Source organism: Flavobacterium sp. FlaQc-28 (assembly GCF_044007415.1).
Lineage (GTDB): Bacteria > Bacteroidota > Bacteroidia > Flavobacteriales > Flavobacteriaceae > Flavobacterium.
Window position 1 is genome coordinate 329,785 of record NZ_JBIPCM010000002.1, and the last position, 12,540, is coordinate 342,324.

Here is a 12,540-nt window from a genome sequence, read left to right on the forward strand (position 1 = left end):
TTTTTTCAAAATAGTTAATCAGGGGAAATCGGCAGAAATTATATTCTGCCGATTTTTTTGTGAATCATATAATCGAATAAGTCAAAGAATTAAAAAAAGGGATTATCTTTGCACCACATCAACACAAACTAATTTTCATGAGTTCAGATTCTAGCAAAAGATATGCACAAAGAGGTGTTTCGGCATCAAAAGAAGACGTACATAACGCTATAAAAAATATTGACAAAGGCTTGTTTCCACAGGCATTTTGTAAAATTGTACCAGATTACTTAACGCAAGATTCAGAGCATTGCTTGATTATGCATGCTGATGGAGCGGGTACAAAATCATCTTTGGCCTATATGTACTGGAAAGAAACTGGAGACATTTCAGTTTGGAAAGGCATTGCTCAAGATGCTTTAATCATGAATATTGACGATTTATTATGTGTTGGAGCTACAGATAATATTTTGCTTTCCTCTACCATTGGAAGAAACAAAAACTTAATTCCTGCTGAAGTTATTTCGGCAATTATAAACGGAACAGAAGAATTAATCAACGAATTAAAATCATTTGGAGTAACTATTCATTCAACTGGCGGTGAAACTGCAGATGTTGGTGATGTGGTGCGTACCATAATTGTCGATTCGACAGTTACGGCTCGTATGAAACGCAGCGATGTTGTAGATAATGCAAATATTAAAGCTGGTGATGTAATTGTTGGTTTAGCCTCTTTTGGGCAGGCAGCTTACGAAAAAGGATATAACGGCGGAATGGGAAGCAATGGTTTGACTTCTGCACGTCATGACGTTTTCGGGAAATATTTGGCTACAAAGTATCCAGAAAGTTACGATGCAGCAGTTCCAGAAGAATTAATTTATTCAGGGCAGGTAAATTTAACTGATGAAGTCGAAAACAGCCCAATAAATGCAGGTCAATTAGTACTTTCTCCAACGAGAACGTATGCGCCAATTATCAAGAAAATTTTAGATAAATATACACCAAACGACATTCACGGAATGGTGCATTGCAGCGGAGGTGCTCAAACTAAAATTTTACATTTCGTAAAAGATTTACACATTATAAAAGACAATTTATTTCCAGTCCCGCCATTGTTCAAGTTAATTCAAGAACAGTCAAAAACAGATTGGAAAGAAATGTATCAAGTTTTCAACTGCGGTCACCGTATGGAAATTTATGTTCCTGAGAATATTGCACAAGATATTATTGCCATTTCGAAATCATTTAATGTTGATGCGCAAATCGTAGGTAGAGTAGAAGCAGCTGATGCTAAAAAACTAACAATTACCAGCGAATACGGAACATTCGAATATTAAAATAATTCACCATATAAGTGGTATAAGTTCATTTTAGTTACTTTTTTAAGCGCTTTTAATATGAACTTATATCACTTATATGGTTTAAAAACACTTCAATATGTACGAATTGCTTTTTTGGAGATATTTAGACGAAATTTACCTAAACCATCATGAGGTTTACGAAGCTCTTGTTGAAAAAGAAGGAGTTATCGGCCTGGAGAAACTTCCTGTTGAGGTAATTATAAATCGCATTAATTCTGTTTTTTCAAAATGGGAAAGAATTGATGAAAACAGCTGGAAAAATAACGCAGGAAAAGGAGCTTTCCAAGTTATTACGACTCCGCAAAGCATCAAAATAGATTGTTATGGCACCGAAGGGAAAACCATGAATCAATTGGTTGATTTGATGCTGGAATTTAAATGTCCGCTTTACGATCCGCAAGTTCCGGAGCGTTATGATGAAATGAGTGAATAAGTTTCATTTATTGTAAAAAGGGAGATGAGAAAAGTACTCGTTTTTGTTTGTTGTATTCTTTTAAGTATTATTGCGGCTTCGCTTTTTGGTATTTTACACAATCAGTTCACATACACAATTTCTGATAAATTTTTTACACAAGTTTTGTTTGAAAGATTTGGTTTTGTAGAATATGGCAGAAATGCTCCAAGATTAACCGCTTCAATAATTGGCGTGTGGTCTGTTTGGTGGATTGGTTTATTTGCTGGACTTATCTTTGGTTTTGTTGGACTCTTTAGTTCTAATACAAAAGAAATGATAAGAAGTATTAAAGGTGCAATTATTATAATGTTGACTACAACAGTAATAATTGGTTTATTAGGATTATGTTACGGGTTTTTAGGTTTTTCGAATTTAGAGTCAAATTGTTGCTTTCCTCTTCAAATTATAAATGTAAAAAATCTAATTTCAGTTTCAGAAATGCATAGTTTTAGTTATGCAGGAGGAGTAATAGGTGCTGTGATTGCGGTTTTATGGCAAATCAAAAAAATAAAAAGCAACAATAAAGTTCGAATTAATTAAATCTCCTTGAAAATTTATAAAAAAGCAAACCATGACTGTTTCCAATTTTTCTTTTACAGATACTTTAATTTTAGAGGATGAGGTTGTTTTATTACGATCACTTCAAGAATCAGATGTCGAAAATTTATTAGAAATATCGATTAATGAACCTGAAACATGGAAATATTCGTTAATTGGTGCTGATGGTAAAGAAAATTTGATCAAATACATTCAGTCCGCTCTAAAAGCGAGAGAAAATCAAAAAGAATTTCCTTTTATAGTTTTTGATAAAAAAGCTCAAAAATTCGCAGGTTCAACACGTTTTTACGATATTAATCTCGAATATAAAACACTTCAATTAGGGTACACTTGGTATGGTTCTGCTTTTAGAGGAACAGGACTTAATAAACACTGCAAGTTTTTACTGCTTCAGTTTGCTTTTGAAACTTTAGGAATGGAACGTGTCGAATTTCGTGCTGATAATAATAACGAAAGAAGCGTGGCTGCAATGAAAAGTATTGGCTGTAAAGTCGAAGGCGTTTTGCGCAGTCATATGCCAACAGCAAACAGTGATGTTCGTCGTGATTCTATTGTTTTGAGTATTCTTAGAAACGAATGGTTTGATGAGGTAAAAGAAAACTTAAAACAAAAACTTTAATAAAAGAGCCAAAGGCTCGAACCATATTGTAGGGCTGGACTTCAGTCCAGTCTAAACAAAAACAAGAGATAGTATAAAGCTAGATTTCAATCCAGCAAAGATTTATTCTATATTGTTTCTAAGTCGCTTTTTGACAAGTGCTTATTTTGGAATTGCAGTTTTGGTACTTAATAAATCATACAATTTTTTGTTGTCATTTGATAATGTAGACCAACTCTGTATGGACGAATATTTGCATGAAATACTTGTACTACAATAACTAATCTCAATTGTTATATTTTCACCTGCACCACAAGTCAGGTGTGTAGTGGTAATAGCTGGATCCTTTATGATTTGATGTGTATATTTTGCTAAGCTGTCAAGTTCTTTATTAGTGAAATTTAATTTGTTTTGAACTTTTTTCTCTTTTCCATCCTTTTGCTTAATCCATTCTTCTGAATAAGCATCATCATAAGTTACATAAATAATTTTCTTTTTTGATTCAAAAATGATAGTACAGTAATCTTTTACTTTTATATCTGTATTCTCTTTTTTGTGAGAACAAGATTGAGATGTAATGAATACTATAATTGCTGAAACTAATAAGATATATTTTTTCATGAAATGTAATCTTTTTATATTTCAAAGATATTTAAAACCTTTTTAGAAGACCATATTTTATGTTTTTTAAAAACATATTTAGTTGTAATTTTCTAAACTAAAAACAAAGGCAAATTGTTTTAGTAATTACCTGATATGTTTTAGATAAAAATAGAATGATTAAAAAAATTCACCCAATGAATAGAATAAAGTGCAAAAGTCTTCTTTTCGGATTTTCATTTTTGCTGCTTGCTACCATTTCAAATGCACAGAAAAAAACAGTGGAAAAAAGAAATTTAATTCAATATGTCGATCCCATGATTGGAACGGCAAAAATGGGGCACACTTACCCAGGTGCAACAGTACCTTTTGGAAGCGTGCAATTAAGCCCCGAAACCGATACGATTGCCTACAGTTTAAACGGAAAATATAATGGCGAAGTTTATAAATACTGTGCCGGCTATCAGTATGAAGACAAAACGATTGTAGGTTTCAGTCATACTCATTTCAGCGGAACGGGTCATTCAGATTTAGGTGATTTTTTAATTATGCCAACAACGGGAAAATTACAATTAAATCCAGGTGTTGCGTCAAAACCTTTATCGGGCTATAGATCGGTATTTTCTCATTCGACAGAAAAAGCAGAACCAGCTTATTACAGTGTTTTTCTAGAAGATCATAAAATAAAAGCAGAACTTACGGCAACAACTCGCGTTGGAATGCATCAATACACATTTCCAAAATCCGATGAAGCACATATAATTCTGGATTTAACTTCTGGAATTTATAATTATGATAAAAAGAATGTCTGGACTTTTGTTCGTATAGAAAATGATACGTTAATAACGGGATATCGTCAGACAAATGGATGGGCGAGAACCAGAACGGTTTATTTTGCTATGTCTTTCAATAAACCAATTAAAAGTTACGGACAGGCAGCACAAGAAAAAAGTGTGTACAGAGGTTTTTGGGGAAGATTTGATCAAACGAAAAACTTTCCAGAAATGGCAGGTCAGAACCTAAAATTGTTTTTTGATTTTGATACGAATGAAGGTGAAAAAATCAAAATAAAGATGGCATTGTCGCCAGTGAGTTCTGCTGGGGCATTAGAAAACATGAAAAAGGAAGCACCTGATTGGGATTTTGAAAAAGTAAAAAGACAAAGTCAGGACGTTTGGAATAAAGAATTGAATAAGGTTCAGGTTGAAACCATTCAAAAAGAAGATTTGGTTAATTTTTATACCGCAATGTATCATGCATTTTTGGGACCAACCGAGTATATGGATTTGGATGGGAATTATAAAGGTTTAGATATGAATGTTCATAAAGCCGAAAACTTTACCAATTATACCAGTTATTCACTTTGGGATACTTATCGTGCTTTACATCCTTTATTTAATATTGTGCAGCCAAAAAGAAATGCAGATATGGTTAGTTCAATGCTGGCACATTCAGATCAAAGCGTTCATAAAATGCTTCCAATCTGGTCACATTATGCAAATGAAAATTGGTGTATGATTGGATATCATTCTGTTTCGGTTATAGCAGATGCGATTGTAAAAGGAAATATTAGTTTTGATGCTGAAAAAGCACTTCAAGCTTGTGTGAATACTGCAAAAGTGCCGTATTATGATGGTTTAGAATTTTACATGAACAAAGGATATGTTCCAGAAGACAAAAGTGGGGCTTCGGTTTCTAAAACTTTAGAATATGCTTATGATGACTGGGCAATTGCACAAGCTGCAAAGAAATTGGGTAAAACAGAAATTTACAATGAATTTATCAATAGATCGAAAAATTATAAAAACGTCTATGATGAAAAAACAGGTTTTATGCGTCCGAAATTAAACGATGGAACTTTTAAGAAAGAGTTTGATCCGCTTGACACACACGGCCAAGGTTTTATTGAAGGGAACTCTTGGAATTACAGCTTGTACGTACCGCAAGATCCTGCTGATATGATTAAATTAATGGGCGGAAATGAGAAGTTTAAAGTTCGTTTAGATTCGTTATTCAACATGCATCTTCCAGACAAATATTTTGAGAATACAGAAGACATTACAAGAGAAGGAATAATTGGGAATTATGTTCACGGAAATGAGCCTTCGCATCACGTTGTGTACTTGTACAATTGGACAGATTCTCCTTGGAAAGCTCAAGATAAAATTAGAATGATATTAAAAAAAATGTACAGAAATGGTGCTGATGGTTTAGGAGGAAATGATGATTTCGGACAAATGAGTGCTTGGTATATTTTTAGCAGTTTAGGGTTTTATCCAGTTGCTCCGGGTTCTGATGAATATGCGTTAGGAAGTCCCTTGCTGAAAAATGCTGTTTTAAATTTAGAAAACGGAAAAACTTTCGAACTAGAAACCGTAAACCAATCTGATAAAAATGTATTTGTGAGTAAAGTTCTGCTGAACGGAAAACAATTAGAAAGACCGTTTTTAAAACATGCGGATGTTATAAATGGTGGAAAGATTACATTTTATATGGCTAGTAAGCCTAATAAAAAGGGGTATTAGTCATGTCACCCTGAGCGAAGTCGAAGGGCTTTTATAACGAATAGGGCTTCGACTTCGCTCAGCCTGACAGAAAAGATCGCTCAGCCTGGCAAAATGATACTATTTTAATTTGTGAAATTTTGTGTAATTCGTGGCGGAACAACAAAAAAGTTCACGAAATTTGCATTTCAAATATTAGAAAAATCATTATGAAAATAAATTTAAAATCAGGAATTGATAAACTGCTTTTCGGGATGAAGCAGAATGATGTAACAGCAGCTTTAGGAAAACCTGATAAAAACTATAACGACGAAGATGATAATGTAATTTTTGTATATAATGCATACAAAATGAGATTAACATTTTATCAAGAAGAAGACTTGAAATTAGGTTATATAGTGGCTTCTAGTAATGATTTAGAAGTTTTTGGCTTCAAGTTAATCGGAAGAAAAATTGCTGATGTAAAGAAAGATTTTGCTGCAAAAGGAATAACAAAATACAACCAAGAAACTTTTGATACTTTTGAGAACTATTTCAACGAAGACAATTGGTTTATTCTTCAAACGGAATTTGATGAAGTAGTTAAATTTGAAATTGGTGCCATCATCAATGATAAAGATGAATTTGCTTGGAAATTTCCAGTGAAGAAATAATATATAGAAAACTTTGACAAAGTTTCTAGTAGAGAATAAAAAAAAACCGACAATCACTTGTCGGTTTTTTTTGTTTTCAGTCAAAAGGAAATTAACCTTTTAACCAAGCATTTTTAAGCTTTTCTTTTGAAGCATCAGTAGCTTTAAAAGTTTCAGATTCTTCGTAAGGCAGTTTTACAGTTCCTTTTATAGTTTCTTCTTTACCGCCGCGTTTAATTTTTAAAGTAATTGGATCGTTTTCTTTCCAATTTTCACTTTCTGTAATCAAATCATAAATGTTATCTAAATTATATGATTTGTTGTTTACAGCTAAAATTTTATCGCCGCCTTTCAGGTTCAAGTTTTTGAAAAATTCAAGAGATTCTGATTCAGGACGAACAGCAATTTCTTTTGTTGCTTTGTCGATAGTAATATTTGGAACTTGTCCTTTAATGAAAGCATTTCCAGGTTTTTTCTCTGTTGCTTTTGAAACACCAACTTTAGCTAAGTAAAAATCATAAGGAATTGGTGTTGTACCTGCTACATATTTGTTTAAAAATTCGCCTACTTCAGGATACGTTAATGAAGTGATTTTAGCGAATAATTCATTGTCGTTAAACGGTTTATCAATACCATATTCACTTGATAATTTATGCATTAAATCAAGAATTCCTCTTTCTCCATTGCTTTTTTCTCTAATAATAATGTCAATGCACATACCAATTAAAGCTCCTTTTTGGTACACATTTAAGTATTGATCTTTATAAGGCTGTTCTAGAACATTGGCACTCATTTTAGTAAAAGACATCGTATCGTCTAAACTTTTAGACTGCTCAATTTTGTCGGCAATACGAGTGTAAAATTCACCTTCATTAATTAAGCCTTGATTAATTTGAAAAAGATTTGCAAAATATTCTGTTACACCTTCGTACATCCATAAATGCTCAGACATTTTTGGGGCATTATAATCAAAATACTGGATCTCTTTTGAGTGAATGGTTAATGGAGTTACGATATGAAAAAACTCATGAGAAACCACATCTTTCATTGATTCTACCAGTTTTTCTTTAGGCATTGATTCTGGCAGTACTACTGTAGTAACCGTTGGATGTTCTAAAGCTCCAAAACCGTGTGCATCATCTTTTGCTAAGGTTGATAAATATAATAAAACTGTATATTTTTTATTTGCATTTACTTTTCCTAAAAAGTTTTTTTGCGCCGTCATCATTGTTTTCATTTCCGGCGTGATACTTTCGGCAGTAAATTTTCCAGTTGGCGAGTAAACAGCAATTAAAATATCCATACCATTTACATTAAACTCAGTATAATCTGGTTTAGAATACATAATTGGATTTTCGACTAAAACAGCATAACGTGGAGTTGTAAAAACATCGCTTGTTTTGCTTGGATCCTGATCTGTCATAGAAGTTGCTCCCCAAAATGTTTCAGGATGCGTGATAGTAACTTTATAAGGAATCTCTAATTTATCTTGAAAATACCCTACAAATCCGTGTGTATTTACTAGAAAATTAACTCCTGCATTGATGTTGGTACCTGCAGGCGAGAAAATATCGTCATTGCCAAAACCAGTTCCTTTTTCAGTATCGAAAGTATCATTAACTAAATACGTAATTTTTTTTAATGCTTTTGCATTCGAAATAGACCATGAATTATCGTCAAGTCTTTTAACAGTTAAAGCATTTCCTTTAGCATCAAAAGCTTTGAAATCTTCTGAATTTTTTCCATAATTATCAGTAGAATAAGTTCCTGGAACAGTTTTCGGAATGCTGTAAACAATTTCGTCTGTTTTGATTTGAGGAGGAGTTACCGTTACTAAAACTTTGTCGTCTTTTACATCTACAAGATTGATGTTAACATCTACAACATTGCTTTTTCCTGCTGAAGTACTTCCAGTTTTACAGCTCCAAAGCGTTATAGCAAGAGCTAAAGTGTAAAGTATTTTTTTCATTTGTTTAAGTTTAGTTATTCGTATTTGACTAAAAAAAGTAAAAATGTTACAATAAAATAAAAAATAAAAAAAAAACTCCTGACACTCAGGAGTTTTTTTTAGTCGAATTTGTTTTTTATATAATATTTGCCATCTAAATCTTCATCAAAATCATCAATTTTAACAGGTTTCGGTTTTGGTTTATTGGCAATGGCTTTCTTTTTCCACATCTCAAATTTTTCAAGAGGCATTTTCTTCTTCATGATTTCAAGAACTTCTTTTTCTGCCAACCCAAATTCTTTTTTTATGACTTCAAATGGATTTTTTTCTTCTAAGGCTAATGAAACAAGCTTCTCGGTTTGTTCCCAATTCAATTCTTTGCGGTTACTCTTTTTCATCTCGTGAAAATTAATTCAAAAATAGAGGTTAATGATTAATAGATTGATTTTCATTTTATGTATCAATATTAATAAAAAAAATAATTACTTGGTTCGATGAAGTATATTTTTTTTACTGTTTTTTTTCAGAATTAAAAGAGCGCAATTTTTGAAACGGAATTTTTAATAAATTTCTTAATTGATTGTTTTCTTCGGGCAGCATATGCGTGTCGACTCCGTAGATTAACTCTTCTTTAGGTAAAGTGGTAAAAGTTCCAAATAGTCGGTCCCAAACAGAGAAAATATTACCATAATTACTGTCAGTATATGGCAGTACATAATGATGATGCACTTTGTGCATATTCGGAGAAACTATAAAGTAGCTTAAGAAAACATCTAATTTGGTTGGTAACGAAATGTTAGCATGATTAAATTGAGTTGCAATTACAGATAATGTTTGATATAGAAAAACCATCCACATAGGGCTGCCAACTACAAGAACACCAAGAGTAGTAAATACAAATCGAATGACACTTTCTCCCGGATGATGTCTGTTTGCAGTTGTGGTATCGATCCAAGTGTCTGTGTGGTGTATAACATGAAAGCGCCACAAAAACTTTATTTTGTGTTCAATAAAATGCACTAAATAAGCACCTATTAAATCTAACAAAAGAAGCCCGATAATAGTATACAGCCAAATAGGAATTTCAGGCAGCCATTGTAGAATGCCAAAATGATTTTCGGTTGTCCAATTCGCTGTTTTTATTAGAATAAAAGCCAGTACAAAATTGACGATTATAGTGGTAAATGTCAGAAAGAAGTTGATTCCTGCATGCTGCCATTTATGATATTTCATTTGAAAGAGAGGAAATGTGTTCTCAATTACCCAAAAAAAGGTAATGCCGCCTACTAAAATTAAACTGCGATGTGATGAAGGAATGGTGCTGAAATAAGAAATAATTTCGTTCATAGCAAATTGGTTTTAATAGATATGAAGTGTTTTTCTTTATAAAAAAGAGGAAACCAAATAATTGAATATCTGATTTCCTCTTAGAATGTGTTTTTTTAGCTGTACTATTTTTAAGCTTTTTTGATCAAGCTGATTATGAAAAGTAATACCCAAGCTCCTCCTACAGCAACAATAATCTGCCATAAAAGTCCGCCGCCGCCAATGCCAAGTTTGCCGGCAATCCAGCCGCCAACAAAACCGCCAATAATTCCAACGATAATATTACCAAATAAACCAAAGCCTGCACCTTTCCAAATCTGACCCGCAAGCCAGCCGGAAATTGCTCCTATAAGTAAGAAATATAAAAATTCCATAGTTTTAAAATTTAATAGTTATACGAGTTAAATTATGCAGCGTCGTGATTTTGCAGTAACGATTTATAAATAAATCCAGCTACAATGGCACCTAAAATTGGAGCTGCCCAAAATAACCAAACTTGACTAAGAGGCTCTCCTCCAACAAAAATTGCTTGCGATAATGATCTTGCAGGATTTACCGATGTATTTGTAATAGGAATACTAATTAAGTGAATAAGAGTTAAAGCCAGACCAATTGCGATCCCAGCAAATCTTCCGTTTGCAAACTTATCTGTTGCACCTAAAATTACTAACAAGAAGAATAATGTTAGAACGAACTCAGCTATAAAAGCAGATTGCAGTGAATATCCATCAGGAGAGAATGCTCCATATCCGTTTGATGCAAAAGCACCTGCTTGTGTATTGTTAATTGCGTTTCCTGCTTTACCCGTCCAAATAATAAATAATGTTCCAGCAGCAGCAAGTGCACCAATACATTGCGAAATGATATAAGGTAAAAGATCTTTTGCAGGGAATCTTCCGCCAGCCCACAATCCAAACGATACCGCTGGATTAAAATGGCCTCCAGAAATATGCCCTACGGCATACTCCATTGTTAATACGGTTAAACCAAAAGCTAAAGCAACGCCCGCAAATCCAATTCCTAGATTTGGAATTCCCGCAGCAAAAAGAGCACTTCCGCAACCTCCAAAAACCAGCCAATAAGTTCCAAAAAATTCAGCAAATAATTTTTTCATAATTAAATAATTTTAGATTAATAGATTTGATTAATATTGGGTGTATTGATATGCCCAAAAAATCAAGACGATCTGTAAGGGCAAACGTACAAATAAAATCCATTTTGGTAAACCAAAACTCGCTTTTTTATTTTGATACATATACAAATTGGCAGGAAAAACTGCAATTAATAATGCAATAATTCCCCAAGCCGCAATATGTATCGAAAAAGAAAGTGTTAGAAGAATGCCTAATAGTATTTCGGCAGTTCCGCTTAAAATATTTATTACTTTGGGGTTTTTGAATACAGGAGGTATAATTTTAATATACATTCCAGGATTTCTAAAATGGTTTAGTCCTGCAAGTATATAAAGAATTGCCATCAAATATAAATGCCAAGATAAATTCATGATAGATAGTAGTTTATCACGAATTTATAAAAAAATTAACAATTATAACATTACAAGGCGCTTTTTTTTAGCGCTGAGTTATAAGCTTACTTATTACGTTTAAAGTTTACATTCATAATTATGATTGCCAAAATAATTAAAACAATTCCAATCCATTGCGAGAAAATTACTTTTTCATTCAATAAAACATAAGCCATCATTACAGAAACAGGTAATTCTAATGCAGAAACAATACTGCCTAATCCAATTCCCGTTAACGGAAAACCTAGATTCAATAACATAGGAGGGATAATAGTACCAAATAAAGCTAGAATGATTCCCCATTTAAAGAAAATATCAAGATTAAAAGAACCGGTCTGAGTAAAAAAAGCAAATGAAAATACTATTACGGCACCGCCTAAAAGCATATATAAGCTGCGCTGTGCAGATGAAATTTCTGTAGCGACACGATTAGCTGTAAACATTGTTGTAGTAAAAGAGGCTGCCGCTAGCACGCCCCAAAAAATTCCGCGCCAATCTAGTACAACATCATTGTGGATAATATTTGTGGCTAAAACAGTCCCAACTAGGACAATCAAAACAGCAATAACTTTTTGTTTCGAAGGCAGTTTTTTTTCTAAAATCATTTCAAGTAAAACACCCATCCAAACAGTTTGCATTAATAACACAATACCTATAGAAACTGGAATATATTTTACAGCCAGATAATAGAATAAACTTGTCATGCCTAACGATGTTCCAGCAAGCATTAAACTGAATATATTTTTTGATGAAGCTTTTACAACTTTTCCTTTATTTTTTGCTTTTTGAAAAGCATTTATGATCAAGATACCAAGTATACCAAGTATAAATTGAGAAGTTGTAACTTCGGCCGTTGTGTATCCTTCAGTATAAGCCATTTTTACGAAAGTAGCTAACATTCCGTAAGTTGTAGCTCCTAAAGCAACTAAAAATACTCCTTTTAATACATTGTTTTGTAACATCTTTATGATTTGTTTTGAAAAAATTAAGCGGGCAAAGGTAAGGTATTTTGTTTAGGAATTAGTAGAAAATATACGCAAACGTTATCATTGCGC

General features: G+C 32.9%; 14 protein-coding genes. 6 read left to right on the forward strand and 8 right to left on the reverse strand.

The features are described 5' to 3' along the window. Window positions 1–137: 137 nt before the first annotated feature. The 4 genes from ACHRVL_RS07315 (at window position 138) to ACHRVL_RS07330 (ending at window position 2,971) form a co-directional block, all read left to right on the forward strand. Entirely contained in the window at window positions 138–1,316 is a 1,179-nt protein-coding gene (locus ACHRVL_RS07315) for an AIR synthase related protein (RefSeq protein ID WP_395411516.1), read from the forward strand. Between the two features lie 100 nt (window positions 1,317–1,416). Continuing rightward, window positions 1,417–1,773 (forward strand): hypothetical protein, encoded by a 357-nt coding sequence (locus ACHRVL_RS07320; protein ID WP_395411517.1) that lies wholly within the window; start codon window positions 1,417–1,419, stop codon window positions 1,771–1,773. Window positions 1,774–1,797: 24 nt separating this feature from the next. Continuing rightward, window positions 1,798–2,334: a hypothetical protein gene (locus ACHRVL_RS07325; protein WP_395411520.1), complete on the forward strand. Its 537-nt coding sequence runs from the start codon at window positions 1,798–1,800 to the stop codon at window positions 2,332–2,334. 31 nt (window positions 2,335–2,365) lie between these two features. Next, the gene (locus ACHRVL_RS07330; protein ID WP_395411521.1) at window positions 2,366–2,971 is read left to right on the forward strand and encodes a GNAT family N-acetyltransferase; all 606 of its coding nucleotides are present in this window, start codon (window positions 2,366–2,368) and stop codon (window positions 2,969–2,971) included. 141 nt (window positions 2,972–3,112) lie between these two features. On the opposite strand, the gene ACHRVL_RS07335 is transcribed toward ACHRVL_RS07330, so the two are convergent. Continuing rightward, entirely contained in the window at window positions 3,113–3,571 is a 459-nt protein-coding gene (locus ACHRVL_RS07335; protein ID WP_395411522.1) for a hypothetical protein, read from the reverse strand. A 176-nt stretch (window positions 3,572–3,747) separates the two neighbouring features. Between ACHRVL_RS07335 and ACHRVL_RS07340 the strand changes: the two genes are divergently transcribed. Beyond that, window positions 3,748–6,075, forward strand: a complete 2,328-nt coding sequence (locus tag ACHRVL_RS07340) for a GH92 family glycosyl hydrolase (protein ID WP_395411524.1) — start codon at window positions 3,748–3,750, stop codon at window positions 6,073–6,075. A gap of 188 nt (window positions 6,076–6,263) precedes the next feature. Then, window positions 6,264–6,707: a hypothetical protein gene (locus ACHRVL_RS07345; RefSeq protein WP_370431842.1), complete on the forward strand. Its 444-nt coding sequence runs from the start codon at window positions 6,264–6,266 to the stop codon at window positions 6,705–6,707. A 91-nt stretch (window positions 6,708–6,798) separates the two neighbouring features. On the opposite strand, the gene ACHRVL_RS07350 is transcribed toward ACHRVL_RS07345, so the two are convergent. From ACHRVL_RS07350 to ACHRVL_RS07380, 7 genes are all read right to left on the reverse strand, one after another. Next, window positions 6,799–8,655: a peptidase M61 gene (locus ACHRVL_RS07350; RefSeq protein ID WP_395411527.1), complete on the reverse strand. Its 1,857-nt coding sequence runs from the start codon at window positions 8,653–8,655 to the stop codon at window positions 6,799–6,801. 98 nt (window positions 8,656–8,753) lie between these two features. Then, window positions 8,754–9,032, reverse strand: a complete 279-nt coding sequence (locus tag ACHRVL_RS07355) for a DUF2805 domain-containing protein (RefSeq protein WP_089055159.1) — start codon at window positions 9,030–9,032, stop codon at window positions 8,754–8,756. Window positions 9,033–9,144: 112 nt separating this feature from the next. Next, the gene (locus ACHRVL_RS07360) at window positions 9,145–9,981 is read right to left on the reverse strand and encodes a sterol desaturase family protein (RefSeq protein WP_395411529.1); all 837 of its coding nucleotides are present in this window, start codon (window positions 9,979–9,981) and stop codon (window positions 9,145–9,147) included. A 110-nt stretch (window positions 9,982–10,091) separates the two neighbouring features. Next, window positions 10,092–10,334, reverse strand: a complete 243-nt coding sequence (locus tag ACHRVL_RS07365) for a GlsB/YeaQ/YmgE family stress response membrane protein (protein ID WP_089055158.1) — start codon at window positions 10,332–10,334, stop codon at window positions 10,092–10,094. 32 nt (window positions 10,335–10,366) lie between these two features. Next, entirely contained in the window at window positions 10,367–11,074 is a 708-nt protein-coding gene (aqpZ, locus tag ACHRVL_RS07370; RefSeq protein WP_395411530.1) for an aquaporin Z, read from the reverse strand. Window positions 11,075–11,104: 30 nt separating this feature from the next. Beyond that, a complete protein-coding gene (locus tag ACHRVL_RS07375; RefSeq protein WP_395411531.1) occupies window positions 11,105–11,464 on the reverse strand; it encodes a DoxX family protein in 360 nt (119 codons plus the stop codon). 86 nt (window positions 11,465–11,550) lie between these two features. Beyond that, complete coding sequence (locus ACHRVL_RS07380; RefSeq protein ID WP_395411533.1) at window positions 11,551–12,447, reverse strand: EamA family transporter; 897 nt, start codon at window positions 12,445–12,447, stop codon at window positions 11,551–11,553. Between the last annotated feature and the right edge of the window lie 93 nt (window positions 12,448–12,540).

Bases quoted from the DNA above. Each gene is read 5' to 3' on its own strand.
- ACHRVL_RS07315 (WP_395411516.1), top strand. From the start codon at position 138: ATGAGTTCAGATTCTAGCAAAAGATATGCACAAAGAGGTGTTTCGGCA.
- ACHRVL_RS07320 (WP_395411517.1), top strand. From the start codon at position 1,417: ATGTACGAATTGCTTTTTTGGAGATATTTAGACGAAATTTACCTAAAC.
- ACHRVL_RS07325 (WP_395411520.1), top strand. From the start codon at position 1,798: ATGAGAAAAGTACTCGTTTTTGTTTGTTGTATTCTTTTAAGTATTATT.
- ACHRVL_RS07330 (WP_395411521.1), top strand. From the start codon at position 2,366: ATGACTGTTTCCAATTTTTCTTTTACAGATACTTTAATTTTAGAGGAT.
- ACHRVL_RS07335 (WP_395411522.1), bottom strand. From the start codon at position 3,571: ATGAAAAAATATATCTTATTAGTTTCAGCAATTATAGTATTCATTACA.
- ACHRVL_RS07340 (WP_395411524.1), top strand. From the start codon at position 3,748: ATGAATAGAATAAAGTGCAAAAGTCTTCTTTTCGGATTTTCATTTTTG.
- ACHRVL_RS07345 (WP_370431842.1), top strand. From the start codon at position 6,264: ATGAAAATAAATTTAAAATCAGGAATTGATAAACTGCTTTTCGGGATG.
- ACHRVL_RS07350 (WP_395411527.1), bottom strand. From the start codon at position 8,655: ATGAAAAAAATACTTTACACTTTAGCTCTTGCTATAACGCTTTGGAGC.
- ACHRVL_RS07355 (WP_089055159.1), bottom strand. From the start codon at position 9,032: ATGAAAAAGAGTAACCGCAAAGAATTGAATTGGGAACAAACCGAGAAG.
- ACHRVL_RS07360 (WP_395411529.1), bottom strand. From the start codon at position 9,981: ATGAACGAAATTATTTCTTATTTCAGCACCATTCCTTCATCACATCGC.
- ACHRVL_RS07365 (WP_089055158.1), bottom strand. From the start codon at position 10,334: ATGGAATTTTTATATTTCTTACTTATAGGAGCAATTTCCGGCTGGCTT.
- aqpZ (WP_395411530.1), bottom strand. From the start codon at position 11,074: ATGAAAAAATTATTTGCTGAATTTTTTGGAACTTATTGGCTGGTTTTT.
- ACHRVL_RS07375 (WP_395411531.1), bottom strand. From the start codon at position 11,464: ATGAATTTATCTTGGCATTTATATTTGATGGCAATTCTTTATATACTT.
- ACHRVL_RS07380 (WP_395411533.1), bottom strand. From the start codon at position 12,447: ATGTTACAAAACAATGTATTAAAAGGAGTATTTTTAGTTGCTTTAGGA.